Below are 21707 nucleotides of genomic sequence, written 5' to 3'. Positions count from 1 at the left end.
AGTTTGTTATGCCACATTCACTGTTCAGCACCGATACCGATCTCACCGCCGAAAATCTACTGCGTTTGCCCTCAGAATTTGGCTGCCCGGTGTGGGTTTACGATGCGCAAATTATTCGTCGGCAGATTGCAGCGCTGAAACAGTTTGATGTGGTGCGATTCGCGCAGAAAGCCTGTTCCAATATTCATATTTTGCGCTTAATGCGTGAGCAGGGTGTGAAAGTAGATTCCGTCTCATTGGGGGAAATCGAGCGTGCGCTGGCGGCGGGATATAATCCGCAAACGCATCCCGATGACATCGTCTTTACCGCGGATGTTATCGATCAGGCAACGCTTGAGCGCGTCAGTGAATTGCAAATTCCGGTGAATGCGGGGTCTGTTGATATGCTCGATCAACTGGGTCAGGTTTCGCCAGGACATCGGGTATGGCTGCGCGTTAACCCGGGGTTTGGTCACGGACACAGCCAAAAAACCAATACCGGTGGCGAAAACAGCAAGCACGGCATCTGGTATACCGATCTTCCGGCCGCGCTGGAAGTCATACAACGTCATCATATGCAATTGGTTGGCATTCACATGCACATCGGTTCTGGTGTTGATTATGCGCATCTGGAGCAGGTGTGTGGCGCGATGGTGCATCAGGTCATCGAATTCGGTCAGGATTTACAGGCTATTTCTGCGGGGGGCGGGCTTTCTGTTCCGTATCAGCAGGGAGAAGAGGCGGTTGATACTGAACATTATTATGGTCTGTGGCATGCCGCGCGTGAGCAAATCGCCCGCCATCTCGGTCACCCTGTGAAACTGGAAATCGAACCGGGTCGCTTCCTGGTAGCGCAGTCTGGTGTGTTAATTACCCAGGTGCGGAGCGTCAAACAAATGGGGAGTCGCCACTTTGTGCTGGTTGACGCTGGATTTAACGATCTGATGCGCCCGGCAATGTATGGCAGTTATCACCATATTAGCGCGCTGGCGGCTGATGGTCGCTCTCTTGAACATGCGCCAACGGTGGAAACCGTTGTCGCAGGACCATTATGTGAATCGGGCGATGTCTTTACCCAGCAGGAAGGGGGGAATGTTGAAACCCGTGCTTTACCGGAAGTGAAGGCTGGCGATTATCTGGTGCTGCATGATACCGGTGCATATGGTGCGTCAATGTCATCTAACTACAATAGTCGCCCACTGTTGCCAGAAGTTCTGTTTGATAATGGTCAGGCGCGGTTGATTCGCCGCCGCCAGACCATTGAGGAATTACTGGCGCTCGAGTTGCTTTAATCGCGGCTAGTCGCTGGCTGCGTTATGACTTGCATCCAGCGACGGTGTTGAAACTGAATGGCGACGTACCAGCGTAGGACTAAAGACGTTGGTGATTTCTGGCAGTGGGCGATTATCCGCCAGCGCCAATGCCAGTTCTGCAGCCTGGGTCGCCATTGTCACTATTGGGTAACGGACCGTGGTCAGCCGTGGGCGTACATAACGTGACACCAGCACATCATCAAAACCAATCAGCGAAATTTCACCCGGTACATCAATCCCATTGTCATTGAGCACGCCCATCGCGCCTGCCGCCATTGAGTCGTTATAACAAGCCACGGCGGTGAAATTTCTGCCTCTTCCCAACAGTTCTGTCATCGCCTGTTCGCCACCGCTTTCGTCCGGTTCGCCGAAAGTCACCAGCCGATCATTAGCCGGAATACCGCTTTCGGCAAGGGCATCGTAATACCCTCGCAGACGATCTTCGGCATCAGAAATAGAGTGGTTAGAGCAGAGATAACCAATGCGTGTATGACCCTGCTGAATTAAATGGCGTGTCGCCAGCCAGGCACCGTAGCGATCGTCCAGAGCGATACAACGACTCTCAAAACCCGGAAGGATCCGGTTGATTAACACCATGCCGGGTATTTGCTTCATCAATGAGGACAAATCGGCATCCGGGATCATTTTGGCATGGACGACCAGCGCGGCGCAGCGATGGCGAATCAACTGCTCAATGGCCTGGCGTTCTTTTTGTTCGTTGTGGTAACCGTTGCCAATTAATAAGAAATTACCGGTATGGTAAGCCACCTGTTCGACCGCTTTCACCATTGCACCGAAAAACGGATCGGAAACATCACCAACGACCAGGCCAACCGTTTCAGTGGTCTGTTGAGCCAACGCGCGGGCGTTAGCGTTCGGGTGATAACTCAGAGATTCCATTGCGCTATGCACAGCCAGACGAGAAGCTTCGCTGGCTTTTGGAGAGTTATTAATGACGCGGGAAACGGTGGCGACTGAAACGCCTGCCAGTCGGGCTACATCCTTAATGGTCGCCATGAAAATACCTTTGTGGGTAAACGCTTACATTCTGCCAGTGTTACGGAAAACGCCCGTTGGTTCAAGGGGCGTTGTGATTTCAGCGTGGGAAGTGTGCGCGAAGCGAGAATACGTAAGGAAAAAAAGAGATTGCAAACCTTTGGTTACACTTTGCGAAACGCTGTTGCGATTGACTGCTGGTGGCATTTGTCTACAGGTTGATAAAGTGGTGATCCCAGAGGTATTGATAGGTGAAGTCAACTTCGGGTTGAGCACATGAATTACACCAGCCTGCGCAGATGCGCAGGTTTTTTTTGCCTGTCGCAAATCTGTAACAGTAACCGACAATTTACACACCTCGTTGCATTTCCCTTCATTCCTTTGCTTTTTCTCGCTGGCGAAGCGTCGTCGTGCGGACCACAATCAAGATCCCAGAGGTATTGATTGGTGAGATTATTCGGTACGCTCTTCGTACCCTGTCTCTTGCACCAACCTGCGCGGATGCGCAGGTTTTTTTTCGCACCGACTTTACTGTCGCTCGAGCTCTTCATCTCGTGTAATCTCACCGCATTCGCATTTAATGAATAATGAGCAAAGGGAGTTGAAATGCTTTTTAGCTTTTTTCGAAATTTGTGCCTTGCTCTGTACCGCGTTCGCGTGACAGGTGACACCCAGGCGCTGAAGGGCGAGCGCGTTCTTATCACGCCCAATCACGTCTCTTTTATTGATGGCATTCTGTTGGCGCTATTTTTACCCGTTCGCCCAGTGTTTGCTGTTTACACCTCCATCAGCCAGCAGTGGTATATGCGTTGGTTGAAATCATTTATCGACTTCGTTCCTCTCGATCCGACACAGCCGATGGCAATCAAACATCTGGTTCGTTTGGTGGAACAAGGCCGTCCAGTAGTGATTTTCCCTGAGGGGCGCATCACGACCACCGGTTCGCTGATGAAAATTTACGATGGCGCCGGTTTTGTGGCGGCGAAGTCAGGCGCGACGGTTATTCCGGTGCGAATTGAAGGGGCGGAGCTTACGCACTTCAGTCGCTTGAAAGGTCTGGTTAAACGGCGCTTGTTCCCGCAAATTCATCTGCATATTTTGCCTCCCACGCAGGTGCCGATGCCAGATGCACCGCGCGCCCGTGACCGCCGTAAAATCGCGGGGGAAATGCTGCACCAAATTATGATGGAAGCGCGTATGGCGGTACGCCCACGTGAAACGCTGTACGAATCACTACTGAGCGCAATGTACCGTTTTGGGGCCAGGAAAAAGTGTGTCGAAGACGTCAACTTTACCCCAGATACCTATCGCAAGTTGCTCACTAAAACACTGTTTGTTGGTCGCATCCTCGAAAAATATAGCGTTGAAGGGGAAAGAATCGGCTTAATGCTGCCCAATGCAGGCATCAGTGCGGCAGTGATTTTTGGGGCCATCGCCCGTCGCCGTATTCCGGCAATGATGAACTACACCGCCGGGGTAAAAGGGCTGACCAGCGCCATTACAGCGGCTGAAATCAAAACTATCTTCACTTCTCGCCAGTTCCTCGACAAAGGCAAACTCTGGCATCTGCCGGAGCAGCTGACTCAGGTACGCTGGGTGTATCTGGAAGATTTAAAAGCGGATGTCACCACTGCCGACAAAGTGTGGATCTTCGCCCATCTGTTGATGCCGCGTCTGGCACAGGTAAAACAGCAACCAGAAGAAGAGGCGCTGATCCTCTTTACCTCCGGTTCTGAAGGCCATCCGAAAGGCGTCGTCCATAGCCATAAAAGCATTCTGGCGAACGTCGAGCAGATTAAAACGATTGCCGATTTCACCACCAACGATCGCTTTATGTCGGCGTTACCGTTGTTTCACTCCTTTGGTTTAACTGTTGGCTTGTTTACGCCCCTGCTGACGGGCGCAGAAGTCTTCCTTTACCCCAGTCCATTGCATTACCGCATTGTGCCTGAACTGGTGTACGACCGCAGTTGTACGGTGCTTTTCGGTACTTCGACCTTCCTTGGTCATTACGCGCGCTTCGCCAACCCGTATGACTTCTATCGTCTACGCTATGTGGTGGCTGGCGCGGAGAAACTACAAGAAAGCACCAAACGACTTTGGCAGGATAAATTTGGCCTGCGTATTCTTGAAGGCTACGGCGTGACTGAATGCGCGCCAGTGGTGTCCATCAACGTACCGATGGCAGCGAAACCCGGCACCGTCGGGCGTATTTTGCCGGGGATGGATGCACGTCTGCTGGCGGTTCCGGGTATTGAAGAAGGTGGTCGCCTGCAACTAAAAGGGCCGAACATAATGAACGGCTACCTGCGGGTGGAGAAACCAGGCGTGCTGGAAGTGCCAACGGCTGAGAACATACTCGGTGAGATGGAGCGCGGCTGGTATGACACTGGCGATATCGTGCGTTTTGATGAACAGGGATTTGTGCAGATTCAGGGGCGGGCAAAACGCTTCGCCAAAATTGCCGGAGAGATGGTTTCACTGGAAATGGTGGAACAACTGGCACTTGGTGTTTCTCCAGATAAAGTCCATGCCACCGCGATTAAGAGCGACGCCAGTAAAGGCGAGGCGCTGGTATTGTTCACTACAGACAGCGAACTGACGCGCGATAAACTACAGCAATACGCCCGCGAGCACGGCGTACCGGAACTTGCCGTACCGCGTGACATTCGCTATCTGAAGCAGATGCCATTACTGGGCAGCGGCAAGCCTGACTTTGTCACGTTGAAAAGTTGGGTAGACGAAGCGGAAAAACACGATGAGTGAGTCAGTGCACACTAACACTTCGCTATGGTCGAAGGGAATGAAAGCAGTTATTGCCGCGCAGTTTCTCTCTGCGTTTGGCGATAACGCGCTGCTGTTTGCCACTCTGGCGCTACTGAAAGCCCAGTTCTACCCGGACTGGAGTCAGCCAATCCTGCAAATGGTGTTTGTGGGCGCTTACATTCTTTTTGCGCCATTTGTCGGTCAGGTGGCGGATAGCTTTGCGAAAGGCCGGGTAATGATGTTTGCCAACGGCCTTAAGTTGCTGGGGGCTGCCAGTATCTGTTTTGGCATTAATCCGTTTCTCGGTTATACGCTGGTGGGCGTCGGTGCAGCGGCTTATTCTCCGGCGAAATACGGTATTCTTGGCGAGTTAACAACCGGTAATCAGTTAGTGAAGGCTAACGGCTTGATGGAAGCCTCCACTATTGCGGCGATTTTGCTCGGCTCCGTAGCCGGTGGCGTGCTGGCGGACTGGCATGTTCTTGCCGCGCTAGCGGCCTGTGCGCTGGCTTATGCTGGCGCGGTAGCGGCAAATCTCTACATTCCAAAACTGGCGGCGGCGCGTCCGGGACAGTCGTGGAATCTTATCAACATGGCCCGCAGCTTTATCTCTGCTTGCGCCGTATTATGGCACAACGGTGAAACACGATTTTCGCTGGTGGGAACCAGTTTATTCTGGGGCGCGGGTGTCACGTTGCGTTTTCTGTTGGTGCTGTGGGTGCCGGTGGCGCTGGGCATTACCGATAACGCGACCCCGACCTACCTCAACGCGATGGTAGCGATTGGCATCGTGGTTGGTGCGGGGGCGGCAGCAAAACTGGTCACCCTGGAAACCGTATCACGCTGCATGCCAGCCGGCATTTTGATTGGCGTGGTGGTGCTGATTTTCTCCCTGCAACACGAACTTCTGCCAGCCTATGCCTTGTTGATGTTGATTGGCGTACTTGGAGGCTTTTTTGTGGTACCGCTCAATGCATTATTACAGGAGCGAGGCAAAAAAAGCGTCGGGGCGGGGAATGCGATTGCAGTACAGAATCTCGGCGAAAACAGCGCCATGCTGCTGATGTTGGGAATTTACTCGCTGGCAGTAATGGTAGGCATCCCAGTCGTGCCCATAGGCATTGGCTTTGGTGCGCTGTTTGCGCTGGCAATAACGGCGCTGTGGATCTGGCAACGCCGTCATTAATCTTTTGCCAGATGGCACATTCAGCCATCTGGCGAAGGTCACATTCCCGAAGGGTGCATACCTTTCGGATACTTCACGCTGTAAGAGAATGGCAGACTCACGTTCTCTTTGCCTGACAGTTTCAGCGTCCAGGTCAGTTCACCCGTTTTTGCATCAAACTGCGCCTGCCCGTACTGCATTTTTTCTACCGTAATATCACTATTAGCACTGACTGGGATCTGGTCGAGCAGAGTAATATCCACCGCTTCGCCGTAGCTGTTCTTCACATTAAGGGTGTAACTGAAGTTACGTATTGCGCTGTCATTAAAGATAGATAACGCATTCTCTTTTTTGAGTGCGGCTTTACGCTGAATAATCAACTTAGGATCGCGGTTAAGCTGAATATCCAGCGACTTGCCATCTTCCGGCGGCTGTAAATAACCCACGCCGGTACGGTTATTGCCAAAGAAGATCTGACTTTCGCCGGGGATTAAATTTAACTGTTCCCACTCTTTAATTTGTACCTGGAGCCAGGCGTCATTACTGATCTTTGGAATAGCAAAGAAGCGATATTTACCGTTGACCGACTCTTCCTTAATGACCACCGTGCGCGCGGTATTATCGCTGTCGATTTGCCACGGTAGCGAAAGTGCATAGCGAACATTTTGCGCGGTAAAACTTTCTGGTTGCGGTGAAACGGGCGCTGCCGATGCCGCATACATGCGCCCGGCTCGTTGCTCCCTTGTTTTTTGCATCTCTGCCCCCAGGGCTTTCTGCAATTCTGAGACATCCTGGTCAGACGAATTTTCCGAACGCTGTTTCATCACAGGTGATTCTGAAAGCGAGCCGTTTACACCTCCATACTCCGGAACATCCACATACTGGGGTTCCAGTTGCGGCAAGGTGAGGTGAGTATCAGGTTCATTGGTCGAGAGCACGAGATTAACGTTTTTCCATGTAAGCCCGGTGTACTGGCGAATATTAGCCTTGTAAACCAGACGCAGCGGCTGGTTTATGGCCGTGGCGTGAATATCATAGAGCGGCGTCCATGTAGCATCAGGAGTCATATAACGCACCACCGCTTTCGCAGTGACGGCTTTTGGGACATATACCTTAGCGATGATAACCTGCGGATCATTGGCTGCTTCTGAATCGCCGTTACTCATGCTCTCGCGTTGCTCCAGCTTTTCAATTTCCAGCTGGTTATCAGCAAGTTTCTGCGTCAGTTCATTGTCAACACGTAATAGCTCACCATTTTTCTCTTTCACCATCTGCAGATACTTGCCAACTTCGGCGGCACTTTTATTTGTTAATGTGCTATTTGCCTCTAATACCTTAATTTGAGCCGCGATATTGTCTTTCTCGGCGGTCAGTTTTGCCTGTTCCTGTCTGGCAGCTTTTAACTGTTGCTGAATATCTGACGGCAGCGTATTCGGTTGTGTTCCCTGTAACTCAATACGTGAGGAAAGCACAGTCACTCCGTTATCGATAGAGATGGCGATGCTGTCGTCGGTTACCGAATTGGCGATATTAGTGAAGATAATTTCGCTTTCTCCGGCTGGTAAATTAAGTGTCTCTTCACCTTGCAGGCTGGCACCATGCAGATAAACCGTGACGTCTTTCAGCGTTAACGGTTGGGTTAATTGCGCACCCCAAACGGAAGAAACGCAACCGACAAACAGCATAGCGAGAGGAAGCGGTCTTAGAATCAACATGGTTATCCTTAACAAGCATTGAAACGCGCGCTGGCGTTGACCGAAAGAGTCTATTGCGCTTTGTCAGGAGAGAGGCGGCGAAAAGTAGTGAATATATTCTGAAAAAGTTGTGACAAGAGATGCCTGGCGCAGAACGCCAGGCGGAAGATTTAAGGTGCCGGATAAGTATAAACCTGATGCACTGCTTCAATTTCTGACAACACGTCTTCGCTTAACTCCAGATGCAAACTTTCGACGTTAGTTTTCAGCTGTTCCATCGTTGTTGCGCCCAGCAGAGTGCTGGCAACAAACGGTTGACGACGCACAAAGGCCAGCGCCATCTGAGCAGGATCCAGACCATGACGTTTGGCGATATCAACATACGCCGCGACGGCTTTTTGCGTTTGCTCACCGCTGTAGCGAGTGAAGCGGCTAAAGAGTGTATTGCGCGCGCCAGCCGGTTTTGCGCCGTTGAGATATTTCCCGCTCAACGTGCCAAATCCCAGACACGAATAAGCCAGTAACTCGACGCCTTCATATTGGCTGACTTCCGCCAGACCCACTTCAAAGCTGCGATTTAACAAGCTGTAGGGGTTTTGAATGGTGACGATACGCGGCAGGTCGTGTTTATCCGCGAGATGTAAATAGCGCATTACGCCAAATGCGGTTTCATTCGACACGCCGATATAACGAATTTTCCCCGCGCGTTGGTACTCTGCCAGTGCGTCCAGCGTATCCAGCAGAGAGACCGCGGGTGCGGAATCAGTCCAGCTATAACCGAGCTTGCCAAAGCAATTGGTCGGGCGCTGTGGCCAGTGCACCTGATAGAGATCGAGATAATCAGTCTGCAGACGCTTGAGGCTGTCATGCAGAGCTTCGCGGATATTCTTCCTGTCCAGCGCCTGATCCGGGCGGATCCCCTTGTCATTATTACGCGACGGTCCGCTCACTTTGGAGGCGATAATTAACTTTTCGCGGTTGCCATGTTTTGCCAGCCAGTTACCGACATAGGTCTCGGTTAACCCCTGAGTTTCGGGGCGTGGCGGTACCGGGTACATCTCGGCAACGTCGATAAGGTTAATGCCCTGAGCAACGGCATAGTCGAGTTGTGCATGGGCGTCGGCTTCGCTGTTCTGTTCACCAAACGTCATCGTGCCAAGCCCCAGCGTGCTGACTTCCAGCGAGCTGTGGGGTATACGGTGATATTGCATAGCCGTTTCCTTTTTATAATCACGACATAAGGAATATAAAAATGGCAGAGGGAAGGGAAAAGGGAAAGAGAAAAATCTTAAGGCCAGCCGGATGCTGACCTTATTTTTTAACGTTCAATAATTTGCGAAACATCATCACGGTTTATTTGCATCGCGTTACCTTGCTGATCGTGATAACTCACCAGCCCGGTGTCATCATCAATTTCCGGTTTTCCATCTGTCAAAATCATACGGCCATCTTTGGTCGCCATGACGTAATCACTGGAACAGCCGGAAACGGCAAATGCCAGTCCGACTGCAGAAATTAATACTGCCCATTTTTTCATCCGGTCATCCTCACCTATTTTGCCCATTAATGATAATAGACTGTTTATAATCTGACGTTATACATCATGAAAGCAGGAAAATCTTAAACTGTGAGGAGGAGAGCTGGCCGAACGCTCTCCCGCAGGAGAGCGAACGGAATATCAGAGCGGATTCTTTTTGTTGCGAATCAGGTTGAGGCTTTCAACCGCAATAGAGAAGAACATCGCGAAGTAGATGTAACCTTTCGGTACGTGGATATCGAAACTTTCCAGAATCAGGGTAAAGCCCACCAGAATCAGGAAAGAGAGCGCCAGCATTTTTACCGAAGGGTGGCGTTCGACAAAATCACCAATCGAGCGCGCGGCGAACATCATCACGCCTACGGCAATTACCACTGCTGCCATCATTATGAATAAGTGATCTGACAGGCCCACAGCGGTAATCACCGAGTCGAGGCTGAAAATAATATCCAGCAGCATAATCTGCACGATAGCGCCGAGGAATGATGAAACGCGAGTTTTCAACCCTTCTTCTTCGCCTTCAATGGATTCGTGGATTTCCTTGCTGGCTTTCCAGATAAGGAACAGACCGCCGAGTAACAAAATTAAATCGCGAGCGGAAATTTCCTGACTGAATATTGTAAAAAGCGGATTCGTCAGACGTGTGACCCAGGCAATAGACGCCAGCAGCGCCAGACGCATGACCATCGCCGCTGCCAAACCCAGACGCCGCGCGTGGCCACGTTGTGCTGTAGGTAGTTTTGCCACCACCAGCGAGAGGAAAATAATATTATCGATCCCAAGAACGATCTCCAGCAGCGTCAGCGTACCGAGCGCAAGCCAGGCGTTAGGATCGGTTACCCATGCAAATAACATCAAACAAAGCCCTGCCAAAAAAATGAAGCGGTAATTATATGCCCGGAATGCGGCAGGTCAAAGCGATGGGTGCTGGATCAAAAAATGACGAGCCAATAGCGCACTGGTGAAATTCTTCTTTAAATAAAAGCCGCGTGGCAGTGTCAGAATCGGTTCACCCTGGGCGCCAATGGCTTCGGTGAGCGCTTTCGCATTCGCCGCTTTAGGTCTTATCTGTAAATATTCCCCGTGACGAGCGGTAATTCTTTCAACCTGACCAAGAACAATCATATCCATCAATTCTTCCCAGTCTTCGCGTAACTGCCGTTCCTCTTCGTCATTTGGACTCCACAGTAATGGTGACCCTACGCGCCGCTGCGCCAGAGGAATACTGCGCTCGCCTTCTACAGGTATCCACAGCACGCGTTTTAACTTGTGACGTACATGGCTGGTTTCCCAGGTGACGCCGCTATTGCCGGTTAAAGGCGCCACGCAAACGAAAGTGGTTTCCAGAGGACGGCCAAGGCTATCCACAGGAATCGTTTTTAGCTCTACGCCCAGGGCCGCAAAATCTTGTTCAGGTTTACTGCCCGCGCTGGCGCCAAGCCAAATTTCCAGCAACACGCCTATCCAGCCTTTATCGCGCTTTAAATTCTCCGGTGCAACCAGCCCGGCAAGTGCCGCCAGCTCACCCAATGTGTAACCGGAAAGTTGCTGTGCTTGCGCAAATAACTGCGCTTCAGTTTCTGGTGGAGAGAGCAATGGGCGAGGCTGGAGCATGGTGTTATACCTTGATTAAAAATTGAGCAGCAATTTTATACCGGATATACCAAGTGTAACTTTTTCCACGCGTGTTATTCAATTGCATGATTTATATTGCTTTTTAGGTTTCAGATAACCACGTTGCGCAACGTATGTGGAGGTTTTCCAAATCTGGTCACTGAAAATAAACAGGATCTTACACCATGTTATCCACAGAAAGCTGGGATAACTGTGAAAAACCCTCACTACTGTTTCCATTTACAGCCTTGACGTGCGACGAAACTCCAATTTTTAGTGATGCGGTGCTTAACTTATTGGCACATTCTGTGGATAAATACGACATTGGTTGATCTTTCACCACCTCGTATACAGTGAGTGTGATACAGGTCACGATTTTACCTGTTTGGTAGCGATTTAAGCACCTAGTTCATTGATTAGTAACTATTATTTTGTAATGCCTGAATCAGGGTTGTTCAGAATGCTCTGGGTTTTCCCGCAGTAATTCCGTACTTCTTCACAACTCTATCCACAGAAAAGGTGAATAAAAACGGTGATGTTCCCCCTCTGCTGTTTATAACTCTGCACTTAACTGTGAGTTATTCAATTGTTATTAGTGTGTAATGCCTTGCAGAGAGTGGTTTACCGCCTTCCAGGAGTATGAAACAATCATTCGCATATAAAGTTTTATTTTGAGGTAGTCCGGTGATTGATGACGATGGCTACCGCCCAAACGTAGGTATCGTGATTTGTAATCGTCAGGGGCAAGTAATGTGGGCCCGTCGATTTGGTCAGCACTCCTGGCAATTTCCGCAAGGCGGAATTAACCCCGGAGAATCCGCAGAACAGGCGATGTACCGTGAATTGTTTGAAGAAGTAGGATTAAGCCGCAAAGACGTTCGAATCCTTGCTTCAACGCGTAACTGGTTGCGCTACAAATTACCAAAACGTTTGGTGCGTTGGGACACGAAGCCGGTGTGTATCGGCCAAAAACAAAAATGGTTTCTCTTGCAGCTGGTGAGCGGCGATGCGGAAATCAATATGCAAACCAGCAGTACACCAGAGTTTGACGGCTGGCGTTGGGTAAGTTACTGGTATCCGGTCAGACAGGTGGTGTCATTTAAACGTGATGTCTACCGCAGGGTAATGAAAGAGTTTGCGAGTGTTGTGATGGCGCTACAGGACAATACGCCTAAACCACAAAACGCATCTACTTATCGACGTAAAAGAGGTTAAGTCACGCCAATTATGCTCACTCGCCTGCGCGAAATAGTCGAAAAGGTAGCCAGTGCTCCCCGCCTTAACGAGGCGTTGAATATTCTGGTTACCGACATCTGTCTTGCGATGGATACCGAAGTCTGTTCGGTCTACCTGGCCGATCACGACCGACGTTGTTACTACCTGATGGCGACTCGGGGGCTGAAAAAACCGCGAGGTCGCACCGTAACGCTCGCGTTTGATGAAGGGATCGTCGGCCTGGTTGGCAGGCTGGCGGAACCGATAAACCTTGCGGATGCGCAAAAACACCCCAGCTTCAAATATGTCCCCTCCGTTAAAGAAGAGCGTTTCCGTGCTTTCTTAGGCGTTCCGATTATTCAGCGTCGCCAATTGCTTGGCGTGCTGGTGGTGCAGCAACGAGAGCTACGCCAGTACGATGAAAGCGAAGAATCCTTTCTGGTGACGCTCGCCACCCAGATGGCGGCCATTCTTTCCCAGTCGCAGTTGACTGCCTTATTCGGACAATATCGCCAGACGCGAATCCGCGCATTACCGGCCGCGCCCGGTGTGGCTATTGCCGAAGGTTGGCAGGATGCCACTTTACCCTTAATGGAACAGGTGTATCAGGCATCAACGCTGGATCCAGCGCTGGAACGTGAGCGCCTGACCGGAGCGCTGGAAGAGGCAGCTAACGAATTTCGTCGTTACAGCAAACGCTTTGCTGCCGGGGCGCAGAAAGAAACTGCGGCCATTTTCGATCTTTACTCGCACCTGCTTTCTGACACCCGTCTGCGTCGCGAACTGTTTGCCGAGGTGGATAAAGGCTCGGTCGCAGAGTGGGCTGTGAAAACGGTCATTGAAAAATTTGCTGAACAGTTTGCCGCGCTAAGTGATAACTATCTCAAAGAGCGCGCTGGCGATTTACGCGCGCTGGGCCAGCGGTTGCTGTTTCACCTTGATGATGCAAATCAGGGGCCGAACGCCTGGCCGGAACGTTTCATTCTGGTGGCAGATGAATTGTCGGCGACGACCCTTGCGGAGTTGCCCCAGGATCGCTTAGTCGGCGTCGTCGTACGCGATGGTGCGGCCAACTCCCATGCGGCGATTATGGTGCGCGCGCTGGGTATTCCTACCGTGATGGGGGCGGACATTCAACCTTCAGTGCTGCATCATCGGACGCTGATTGTTGATGGTTATCGCGGGGAATTACTGGTCGACCCGGAACCGGTGTTGCTACAAGAATACCAACGGCTAATTAGCGAAGAAAATGAGCTAAGCCGGCTGGCGGAAGATGACGTCAATTTACCCGCACAGTTAAAAAGCGGTGAGCGCATTAAAGTCATGCTTAATGCGGGTTTAAGCCCGGAACATGAAGAAAAACTGGGCAGTCGCATTGATGGTATCGGCCTTTATCGCACTGAAATTCCTTTCATGTTGCAAAGCGGTTTCCCGTCGGAAGAAGAGCAGGTGGCGCAATATCAGGGCATGTTGCAAATGTTCAATGATAAGCCTGTCACGCTGCGCACGCTGGATGTTGGTGCTGATAAGCAACTGCCTTACATGCCTATCAGCGAAGAGAATCCATGTCTGGGTTGGCGTGGGATCCGCATTACGCTCGATCAGCCGGAGATCTTTTTGATCCAGGTGCGGGCGATGCTGCGTGCTAATGCAGCAACGGGCAACCTGAACATCTTATTGCCGATGGTCACAAGCCTCGATGAAGTTGACGAAGCACGCCGCCTGATTGAACGTGCCGGACGTGAAGTCGAGGAGATGATCGGCTATGCGATCCCCAAACCGCGGATCGGTATCATGCTGGAAGTGCCATCGATGGTGTTTATGTTGCCTCACCTGGTAAACCGGGTCGATTTTATCTCTGTTGGCACCAACGATCTGACTCAATACATTCTGGCTGTTGATCGTAACAACACGCGAGTTGCGAACATTTATGACAGCCTGCATCCTGCGATGTTACGTGCGCTGGCAATGATCGCCCGGGAAGCGGAAACGCAAGGAATAGATCTCCGTTTGTGTGGCGAAATGGCGGGAGATCCTATGTGCGTAGCAATCCTCATTGGGCTTGGGTATCGCCATCTGTCTATGAACGGGCGTTCTGTTGCGCGCGTAAAATATTTGCTGCGGCGCATTGATTTTGCCGAAGCAGAAAACCTTGCGCAGCGCAGCCTGGAAGCACAACTGGCGACTGAAGTTCGTCATCAGGTTGCGGCATTTATGGAGCGTCGCGGCATGGGTGGGCTGATTCGCGGGGGGCTATAGCGCGGATCGTATACATATCTTTTAACGGTATCCGGCAACCAGCCTGGTCCCCTTGTGCTATTATTCGCACCTTTGGAGCGCCTGGAACCTGCGGCGCGCATTTCAATCGCTGTTCTCTTTCAGCGAAATAACAAGAACTTGTGGTGACAGATGACCAGTAGCTATCTGCATTTTCCGGAATTCGATCCGGTCATTTTCTCAATAGGACCCGTTGCGCTTCACTGGTACGGCCTGATGTATCTGGTAGGTTTCATTTTTGCGATGTGGCTGGCAACACGTCGGGCGAACCGTCCGGGGAGCGGCTGGACCAAAAATGAAGTTGAAAACTTACTCTATGCGGGTTTCCTTGGCGTTTTCCTTGGCGGACGTATTGGGTATGTTCTGTTCTACAACTTCCCGCAGTTTATGGCCGATCCGCTGTATCTGTTCCGTGTCTGGGACGGCGGCATGTCCTTCCACGGCGGCCTGATTGGCGTGATTGTGGTGATGATTATCTTCGCCCGCCGTACCAAACGTTCCTTCTTCCAGGTCTCTGATTTTATCGCACCGCTTATTCCGTTTGGTCTTGGCGCCGGGCGTCTGGGCAACTTTATTAACGGCGAATTGTGGGGCCGCGTTGACCCGAACTTCCCGTTTGCCATGCTGTTCCCGGGTTCCCGTACCGAAGATATTCTGTTGCTGCAAAACAATCCGCAGTGGCAGTCCATTTTTGATACTTACGGCGTGCTGCCTCGCCACCCGTCACAGTTGTACGAACTGCTGCTGGAAGGTGTGGTGCTGTTTATTATCCTCAACTTGTATATTCGTAAACCGCGCCCGATGGGGGCCGTGTCTGGCTTGTTCCTGATTGGCTACGGCGCGTTTCGCATCATTGTTGAGTTTTTCCGCCAGCCCGACGCGCAGTTTACCGGTGCCTGGGTGCAGTACATCAGCATGGGGCAAATTCTTTCCATCCCGATGATCGTCGCGGGTGTGATCATGATGGTCTGGGCATATCGTCACAGCCCACAGCAACACGTTTCCTGAGGAACCATGAAACAGTATTTAGAACTGATGCAAAAAGTGCTCGACGAAGGCACACAGAAAAACGACCGTACCGGAACCGGAACGCTTTCCATTTTTGGTCATCAGATGCGTTTTAACCTGCAGGATGGATTCCCGCTGGTGACAACCAAACGTTGCCACCTGCGTTCCATCATCCACGAACTACTGTGGTTCCTGCAGGGCGACACCAACATTGCTTATCTGCACGAAAACAATGTCACCATCTGGGACGAATGGGCTGATGTAAACGGTGACCTCGGCCCGGTATATGGCAAACAGTGGCGCGCCTGGCCAACGCCGGATGGACGTCATATTGACCAGATAACCACAGTGCTGAACCAGTTGAAAAACGACCCGGATTCCCGCCGCATTATTGTTTCGGCGTGGAACGTGGGGGAACTGGATAAAATGGCACTGGCTCCATGCCATGCGTTCTTCCAGTTCTATGTCGCAGACGGCAAACTCTCTTGCCAGCTTTATCAACGCTCCTGTGACGTCTTCCTGGGGCTGCCGTTTAACATTGCCAGCTATGCGTTACTGGTGCATATGATGGCGCAGCAGTGCGATCTTGAAGTGGGTGATTTTGTCTGGACCGGTGGCGACACGCACCTGTACAGCAACCATATGGATCAAACCCATCTGCAATTAAGTCGCGAACCGCGTCCGCTGCCGAAGCTGATTATTAAACGTAAACCCGAATCCATCTTCGACTACCGTTTCGAAGACTTTGAGATTGAAGGCTACGATCCGCATCCGGGCATTAAAGCGCCGGTGGCTATCTAATTACGAAACATCCTGCCAGAGCCGACGCCAGTGTGCGTCGGTTTTTTTTACCCTCCGTTAAATTCTTCGAGACGCCTTCCCGAAATTTTGCAACGCCCTGCAACAGGGTAAATAGTCCGGAAGACGGGCCGAAGAAATAGAAACTGGCACTCGTCTTTTTTTCTCCGCGCCGCATACTGCCGGCATGAAAAAACAACGTGGTTATACGCTGATTGAAACACTGGTCGCGATGCTGATTTTGGTCATGCTAAGTGCAAGTGGACTCTATGGCTGGCAGTACTGGCAGCAGTCGCAACGGTTATGGCAAACCGCCAGCCAGGCGCGAGACTATTTGCTCTATTTACGTGAGGATGCCAACTGGCATAACCGCGACCACAGTATCAGTGTCATCAGGGAGGGAACGTCATGGTGTCTTGCGAGTGCCGCCGCTGGGGCGAATACCTGTCATGGCAGTTCACCGCTGGTCTTTGTGCCTCGCTGGCCCGAAGTCGAAATGAGCGACCTGACACCTTCGCTCACTTTCTTTGGCCTACGCAATACTGCATGGGCCGGACATATTCGCTTCAAAAATTCAGCGGGCGAGTGGTGGTTGGTCGTTTCGCCATGGGGAAGGCTCCGGCTTTGTCAGCAAGGAGAAACAGAAGGATGCTTATAAAAGAGCAAGGTTTTTCTCTACTGGAAGTGCTGATTGCTATGGCAATCAGTAGCGTACTGCTGCTGGGAGCTGCGCGATTCCTGCCCGCATTACAGCGTGAAAGTTTGATTACTACTCGCAAGCTGGCGCTGGAAGATGAAATCTGGCTGCGGGTATATACAGTCGCGAAGCATCTCCAGAGAGCAGGTTATTGTCATGGAACCTGTCCCGGTGAAGGTCTGAAAATTGTTGGGCAGGGTGACTGTATCATTGTGCAGTGGGATGCGAACAGTAACGGTATCTGGGAGCATGAGCCGGGAAAAGAATCCGACCAGATTGGATTTCGGCTAAAAGACAATGTCCTGGAAACGCTACGCGGCACGACATCCTGTGAAGGTAAGGGCTGGGATAAATTGACCAATCCAGATGCCGTCGTTATCGACACTTTTCAGGTTACCCGACAGGATAACAGCGGTTTCCCGCCGGTGCTGACGGTTAATATGCACGCTGCCAGCAAGGCTGATCCACAAACCGTGGTACTTGCCAGCTATAGCGTGACAGGATTCAACCTGTGAACCGCGAAAAGGGTGTTTCATCGCTGGCACTGGTCCTGATGCTGCTGGTTTTGGGCAGCTTGCTGCTACAAGGAATGAGCCAGCAGGATCGTAGTTTTGCCTCTCGCGTGACTATGGAAAGCCAGTCATTACGCCGTCAGGCCATTGTGCAGTCGGCGCTTGAGTGGGGGAAAATGCATGCCTGGCAGGTACAGCAAGCTGTTCAGTGTTCGCAATATGCCGCAACGGGTGCTCGAGCTTGCCTGCGAAGACTTGCGGATAATAAAGCCTTGCTAATAGCCGGTTATGAAGACGTTTCATTATGGCGAATGGGGGAAGTCATCGATGGGAATATCGTATTTTCGCCACATGGCTGGAGTGATTTTTGTCCGCTGAAAGAGGAGGCGTTATGTCAGCTTCCCTGAAGAATCAGCAAGGTTTTAGCCTGCCGGAGGTGATGTTGGCGATGGTACTGATGGTGATGATTGTCACTGCGTTATCTGGTTACCAGCGAACATTAAGCACCAGTCTTGCCAGCAGAAACCAGTACCAGCAGCTCTGGCGGCACGCCTGGCAGCAAGCACAACTGCGCGCGATTTCGCCACCTGCAAACTGGCAGGTCAACCGAATGCAGACATCGCAGGCGGGATGTGTCAGCATCAGCGTTACGCTATTTTCACCCGGGGGCAGAGAAGGCGAGATGACCCGCCTGCATTGCCCGAATCGTCAGTAGTCAGGAGCCGCTATGTTAAGGGTCTACCATTCCAATCGTCTGGACGTACTGGAAGCGTTGATGGAGTTTATTGTCGAACGCGAACGGCTGGACGATCCTTTCGAGCCAGAAATGATTCTGGTGCAAAGTACCGGTATGGCGCAGTGGCTGCAAATGACCCTGTCGCAGAAATTCGGCATTGCGGCAAACATTGATTTTCCGCTGCCTGCGAGCTTTATCTGGGATATGTTTGTCCGTGTATTACCGGAGATCCCCAAAGAGAGCGCCTTTAACAAGCGGAGTATGAGCTGGAAACTGATGACTCTGCTGCCGCAACTGCTGGATCGCGAAGATTTTACACTATTGCGTCATTACCTGACTGACGATAGCGACAAGCGAAAACTGTTTCAGCTTTCCTCAAAAGCGGCGGACCTGTTTGACCAATATCTGGTCTATCGCCCGGACTGGCTGGCGCAGTGGGAAGCCGGGCATCTGGTTGAAGGGCTGGGAGAAGCGCAGGCCTGGCAAGCGCCGTTGTGGAAGGTGCTGGTGGAATATACCCATGAACTCGGGCAACCGCGCTGGCACCGTGCCAATCTCTATCAACGCTTTATCGAAACACTGGAGTCTGCGACGACCTGCCCACCCGGCTTACCTTCGCGTGTCTTTATATGCGGTATTTCCGCGTTACCGCCTGTTTATCTCCAGGCGCTACAGGCGCTGGGTAAACATATTGAAATCCATCTCCTGTTTACCAACCCTTGCCGTTATTACTGGGGTGATATTAAAGATCCTGCTTATCTGGCGAAACTGCTGACCCGCCAGCGTCGACACAGTTTTGAAGATCGCGAATTGCCGCTATTTCGCGATAGCGAAAATGCCGGACAGCTCTTTAACAGCGACGGTGAACAGGATGTCGGCAACCCGCTACTGGCCTCCTGGGGTAAGTTGGGGCGCGACTACATCTATCTCCTTTCTGACCTGGAGAGCAGCCAGGAGCTGGACGCTTTTGTCGATGTTACGCCAGATAACCTGCTGCATAACATTCAGTCCGACATTCTGGAACTGGAAAACCACGCCGTTGCGGGCGTGAACATCGAAGAGTTTTCCCGTAGCGATAACAAACGCCCGCTTGACCCGCAGGATAGCAGTATCACCTTCCACGTTTGCCATAGCCCGCAGCGTGAAGTTGAAGTTTTGCACGATCGCTTACTGGCGATGCTGGAGGAAGATCCGACACTTACTCCGCGCGATATCATTGTGATGGTGGCCGACATCGACAGCTACAGTCCGTTTATTCAGGCCGTGTTTGGCAGTGCGCCAGCGGATCGGTATCTGCCATATGCCATTTCCGACCGTCGGGCGCGGCAGTCGCATCCGGTACTTGAAGCGTTTATCAGCCTGTTATCGTTGCCAGACAGCCGCTTTGTGTCGGAGGATGTGCTGGCATTACTGGATGTGCCGGTGCTGGCGGCGCGGTTTGACATTACCGAAGAAGGGCTGCGTTACTTGCGCCAGTGGGTCAACGAATCCGGCATTCGTTGGGGCATAGATGACGATAACGTTCGTGAGCTGGAACTCCCCGCCACCGGACAACACACCTGGCGATTTGGCCTGACGCGCATGTTGCTGGGCTACGCGATGGAAAGTGCTCAGGGGGAATGGCAATCGGTTCTACCTTACGATGAATCGAGCGGCCTGATTGCAGAGCTGGTAGGACACCTGGCGTCACTGCTAATGCAGCTAAACATCTGGCGTCGCGGGCTGGCGCAGGAACGCCCGCTTGAGGAGTGGCTACCGGTTTGCCGCGATATGCTCAATGCCTTCTTCCTGCCGGATGCGGAAACCGAAGCGGCGATGACGCTTATTGAGCAACAATGGCAGGCGATTATCGCTGAAGGTTTAGGTGCGCAGTATGGCGACGCAGTGCCGCTATCGTTGTTGCGTGATGAACTGGCACAACGCCTGGATCAGGAACGTATCAGCCAGCGTTTTCTCGCGGGGCCAGTTAACATTTGTACTCTGATGCCGATGCGTTCAATTCCGTTCAAAGTGGTTTGCCTGCTGGGAATGAACGACGGCGTTTACCCGCGCCAGCTTGCACCATTAGGCTTTGACCTGATGAGTCAGAAACCGAAGCGCGGTGACCGTAGCCGTCGCGATGATGACCGCTATCTGTTCCTGGAAGCGTTAATATCCGCGCAGCAAAAACTCTATATCAGCTATATCGGCCGCTCTATTCAGGATAACAGTGAACGATTCCCGTCAGTTCTGGTGCAGGAACTGATCGACTACATCGGGCAAAGCCATTATCTACCGGGCGATGAAGCGCTTAACTGTGATGAAAGCGAGGCAAGGGTAAAAGCGCATCTTACTTGCCACCATACCCGGATGCCGTTTGACCCGCAAAACTACCAGCCCGGTAACTTACAAAGCTATGCGCGCGAGTGGCTACCCGCGGCCAGCCAGGCAGGTAAGGCACATTCTGAATTTGTTCAGCCGCTACCGTTTACCTTGCCGGAAACCGTGCCGTTGGAAACGCTACAACGATTCTGGGCGCATCCGGTGCGGGCGTTTTTCCAGATGCGTTTGCAAGTGAACTTCCGTACCGAAGACAGCGAAATTCCCGATACCGAACCTTTTATTCTTGAAGGGCTTAGTCGTTATCAAATCAACCAGCAGTTATTAAATGCACTGGTTGAGCAGGATGATGCCGAACGCTTGTTCCGCCGATTCCGGGCGGCAGGTGATTTGCCGTATGGTGCCTTTGGTGAAATTTTCTGGGAAACACAGTGCCAGGAGATGCAGCAGCTTGCAGACAGAGTCATTGCCTGCCGTCAGCCGGGCCAGAGCATGGAAATCGATCTCGCCTGTAACGGCGTGCAAATAACGGGCTGGTTGCCGCAGGTCCAGTCGGATGGCCTGTTGCGCTGGCGTCCCTCTTTATTAAGTGTGGCGCAGGGAATGCAACTTTGGCTGGAACACCTTGTCTACTGTGCCAGCGGTGGTAATGGTGAAAGTCGCCTTTTTCTGCGTAAAGATGGCGAGTGGCGTTTTCCGCCGCTTGCTGCCGAACAGGCTTTGCATTACCTCTCAAAGCTGATTGAAGGGTATCGTGAAGGTATGTCCGCGCCATTGCTGGTATTACCTGAAAGCGGCGGTGCATGGCTAAAAACCTGTTATGACGCAGAAAACGATGCCATGCTGGACGACGAATCCACGTTGCAAAAAGCTCGTTCGAAATTCCTTCAGGCTTACGAAGGCAACATGATGGTGCGTGGCGAAGGTGATGATATCTGGTATCAACGGCTATGGCGGCAATTAACGCCAGAGACAATGGAAGCCATCGTTGAACAGTCGCAACGTTTCCTGTTACCGCTGTTTCGCTTTAATCAGCCATGAGTGTTGTATAAAAATTGCGCAATTCATTTGCTTACTTTAT

The 21707-nt window shown here is 51.7% G+C and carries 19 protein-coding genes; 13 read left to right on the top strand and 6 right to left on the bottom strand.

The features are described from left to right. The first annotated feature begins 8 nt into the window (after positions 1–8). A complete protein-coding gene (gene lysA, locus AACS80_RS19610) occupies positions 9–1271 on the top strand; it encodes a diaminopimelate decarboxylase (RefSeq protein WP_130221485.1) in 1263 nt (420 codons plus the stop codon). 6 nt (positions 1272–1277) lie between these two features. Here the strand turns inward: lysA and galR are convergent, their stop codons facing one another. After that, positions 1278–2309 (bottom strand): HTH-type transcriptional regulator GalR, encoded by a 1032-nt coding sequence (galR, locus tag AACS80_RS19605; protein ID WP_130207752.1) that lies wholly within the window; start codon positions 2307–2309, stop codon positions 1278–1280. A 585-nt stretch (positions 2310–2894) separates the two neighbouring features. Here galR and aas point away from each other — a divergent pair. Then, positions 2895–5054 carry a bifunctional acyl-ACP--phospholipid O-acyltransferase/long-chain-fatty-acid--ACP ligase gene (aas, locus tag AACS80_RS19600; protein WP_135490288.1) on the top strand — a complete coding sequence of 720 codons (2160 nt, stop codon included), beginning with the start codon at positions 2895–2897 and terminating at the stop codon, positions 5052–5054. Next, on the top strand, positions 5047–6240 hold the full coding sequence (lplT, locus tag AACS80_RS19595) for a lysophospholipid transporter LplT (RefSeq protein WP_130221486.1): 1194 nt from the start codon (positions 5047–5049) through the stop codon (positions 6238–6240). The genes aas and lplT overlap by 8 nt, the downstream gene beginning before the upstream one ends. A 38-nt stretch (positions 6241–6278) precedes the next feature. Here lplT and AACS80_RS19590 read toward each other — a convergent pair whose 3' ends face one another. The 5 genes from AACS80_RS19590 to mutH all read right to left on the bottom strand — a co-directional run bounded on the left by AACS80_RS19590 (position 6279) and on the right by mutH (position 11064). Next, positions 6279–7934 (bottom strand): DUF4139 domain-containing protein, encoded by a 1656-nt coding sequence (locus AACS80_RS19590; RefSeq protein ID WP_131162002.1) that lies wholly within the window; start codon positions 7932–7934, stop codon positions 6279–6281. Between the two features lie 149 nt (positions 7935–8083). Next, positions 8084–9124: an NADP(H)-dependent aldo-keto reductase gene (locus tag AACS80_RS19585; RefSeq protein WP_130207742.1), complete on the bottom strand. Its 1041-nt coding sequence runs from the start codon at positions 9122–9124 to the stop codon at positions 8084–8086. Between the two features lie 107 nt (positions 9125–9231). Beyond that, positions 9232–9450, bottom strand: coding sequence for a lipoprotein YgdR (ygdR, locus tag AACS80_RS19580; RefSeq protein ID WP_000758660.1), 219 nt, complete (start codon positions 9448–9450; stop codon positions 9232–9234). A 141-nt stretch (positions 9451–9591) separates the two neighbouring features. After that, positions 9592–10305, bottom strand: coding sequence for a TerC family protein (locus AACS80_RS19575; RefSeq protein WP_064529833.1), 714 nt, complete (start codon positions 10303–10305; stop codon positions 9592–9594). Positions 10306–10362: 57 nt separating this feature from the next. Then, positions 10363–11064 carry a DNA mismatch repair endonuclease MutH gene (mutH, locus tag AACS80_RS19570; protein WP_130207740.1) on the bottom strand — a complete coding sequence of 234 codons (702 nt, stop codon included), beginning with the start codon at positions 11062–11064 and terminating at the stop codon, positions 10363–10365. Between the two features lie 185 nt (positions 11065–11249). On the opposite strand from mutH, the gene AACS80_RS19565 reads away from it, so the two are divergent. The 10 genes from AACS80_RS19565 to recC all read left to right on the top strand — a co-directional run bounded on the left by AACS80_RS19565 (position 11250) and on the right by recC (position 21667). Next, positions 11250–11396 (top strand): hypothetical protein, encoded by a 147-nt coding sequence (locus AACS80_RS19565; RefSeq protein WP_276319965.1) that lies wholly within the window; start codon positions 11250–11252, stop codon positions 11394–11396. Between the two features lie 352 nt (positions 11397–11748). Continuing rightward, positions 11749–12279, top strand: a complete 531-nt coding sequence (gene rppH / locus AACS80_RS19560; protein WP_130207736.1) for an RNA pyrophosphohydrolase — start codon at positions 11749–11751, stop codon at positions 12277–12279. A gap of 12 nt (positions 12280–12291) precedes the next feature. Beyond that, positions 12292–14538: a phosphoenolpyruvate--protein phosphotransferase gene (gene ptsP / locus AACS80_RS19555; RefSeq protein ID WP_130207734.1), complete on the top strand. Its 2247-nt coding sequence runs from the start codon at positions 12292–12294 to the stop codon at positions 14536–14538. Positions 14539–14688: 150 nt separating this feature from the next. Next, positions 14689–15564, top strand: coding sequence for a prolipoprotein diacylglyceryl transferase (lgt, locus tag AACS80_RS19550; protein WP_135410340.1), 876 nt, complete (start codon positions 14689–14691; stop codon positions 15562–15564). 6 nt (positions 15565–15570) lie between these two features. Beyond that, positions 15571–16365, top strand: coding sequence for a thymidylate synthase (gene thyA, locus AACS80_RS19545; protein WP_135410339.1), 795 nt, complete (start codon positions 15571–15573; stop codon positions 16363–16365). A 184-nt stretch (positions 16366–16549) separates the two neighbouring features. Next, complete coding sequence (locus AACS80_RS19540; RefSeq protein ID WP_130207732.1) at positions 16550–17020, top strand: prepilin peptidase-dependent protein; 471 nt, start codon at positions 16550–16552, stop codon at positions 17018–17020. Beyond that, positions 17011–17574 carry a prepilin peptidase-dependent protein gene (locus tag AACS80_RS19535; protein ID WP_135410337.1) on the top strand — a complete coding sequence of 188 codons (564 nt, stop codon included), beginning with the start codon at positions 17011–17013 and terminating at the stop codon, positions 17572–17574. The genes AACS80_RS19540 and AACS80_RS19535 overlap by 10 nt, the downstream gene beginning before the upstream one ends. After that, complete coding sequence (locus tag AACS80_RS19530) at positions 17571–17978, top strand: DUF2509 family protein (RefSeq protein ID WP_135410336.1); 408 nt, start codon at positions 17571–17573, stop codon at positions 17976–17978. The genes AACS80_RS19535 and AACS80_RS19530 overlap by 4 nt, the downstream gene beginning before the upstream one ends. Continuing rightward, positions 17963–18286, top strand: a complete 324-nt coding sequence (locus AACS80_RS19525; protein ID WP_130207726.1) for a prepilin-type N-terminal cleavage/methylation domain-containing protein — start codon at positions 17963–17965, stop codon at positions 18284–18286. The genes AACS80_RS19530 and AACS80_RS19525 overlap by 16 nt, the downstream gene beginning before the upstream one ends. A gap of 12 nt (positions 18287–18298) precedes the next feature. Next, positions 18299–21667 (top strand): exodeoxyribonuclease V subunit gamma, encoded by a 3369-nt coding sequence (recC, locus tag AACS80_RS19520; protein ID WP_135410335.1) that lies wholly within the window; start codon positions 18299–18301, stop codon positions 21665–21667. The last annotated feature ends 40 nt before the right edge of the window (positions 21668–21707 follow it).

The sequence above is a fragment of the Escherichia sp. E4385 genome (assembly GCF_963883145.1).
Taxonomy (GTDB): domain Bacteria; phylum Pseudomonadota; class Gammaproteobacteria; order Enterobacterales; family Enterobacteriaceae; genus Escherichia.
The sequence above is the reverse complement of the archived record's forward strand: the minus strand, read 5'-3'. Positions and strand labels throughout refer to the sequence as shown.

Coding starts and splice junctions, on each gene's coding strand:
- AACS80_RS19590 (WP_131162002.1), bottom strand. CDS start 7,934: ATGTTGATTCTAAGACCGCTTCCTCTCGCTATGCTGTTTGTCGGTTGC.
- AACS80_RS19585 (WP_130207742.1), bottom strand. CDS start 9,124: ATGCAATATCACCGTATACCCCACAGCTCGCTGGAAGTCAGCACGCTG.
- lgt (WP_135410340.1), top strand. CDS start 14,689: ATGACCAGTAGCTATCTGCATTTTCCGGAATTCGATCCGGTCATTTTC.
- lysA (WP_130221485.1), top strand. CDS start 9: ATGCCACATTCACTGTTCAGCACCGATACCGATCTCACCGCCGAAAAT.
- AACS80_RS19540 (WP_130207732.1), top strand. CDS start 16,550: ATGAAAAAACAACGTGGTTATACGCTGATTGAAACACTGGTCGCGATG.
- lplT (WP_130221486.1), top strand. CDS start 5,047: ATGAGTGAGTCAGTGCACACTAACACTTCGCTATGGTCGAAGGGAATG.
- thyA (WP_135410339.1), top strand. CDS start 15,571: ATGAAACAGTATTTAGAACTGATGCAAAAAGTGCTCGACGAAGGCACA.
- AACS80_RS19535 (WP_135410337.1), top strand. CDS start 17,011: ATGCTTATAAAAGAGCAAGGTTTTTCTCTACTGGAAGTGCTGATTGCT.
- ygdR (WP_000758660.1), bottom strand. CDS start 9,450: ATGAAAAAATGGGCAGTATTAATTTCTGCAGTCGGACTGGCATTTGCC.
- galR (WP_130207752.1), bottom strand. CDS start 2,309: ATGGCGACCATTAAGGATGTAGCCCGACTGGCAGGCGTTTCAGTCGCC.
- aas (WP_135490288.1), top strand. CDS start 2,895: ATGCTTTTTAGCTTTTTTCGAAATTTGTGCCTTGCTCTGTACCGCGTT.
- AACS80_RS19575 (WP_064529833.1), bottom strand. CDS start 10,305: ATGTTATTTGCATGGGTAACCGATCCTAACGCCTGGCTTGCGCTCGGT.
- AACS80_RS19525 (WP_130207726.1), top strand. CDS start 17,963: ATGTCAGCTTCCCTGAAGAATCAGCAAGGTTTTAGCCTGCCGGAGGTG.
- ptsP (WP_130207734.1), top strand. CDS start 12,292: ATGCTCACTCGCCTGCGCGAAATAGTCGAAAAGGTAGCCAGTGCTCCC.
- AACS80_RS19565 (WP_276319965.1), top strand. CDS start 11,250: ATGTTATCCACAGAAAGCTGGGATAACTGTGAAAAACCCTCACTACTG.
- recC (WP_135410335.1), top strand. CDS start 18,299: ATGTTAAGGGTCTACCATTCCAATCGTCTGGACGTACTGGAAGCGTTG.
- mutH (WP_130207740.1), bottom strand. CDS start 11,064: ATGCTCCAGCCTCGCCCATTGCTCTCTCCACCAGAAACTGAAGCGCAG.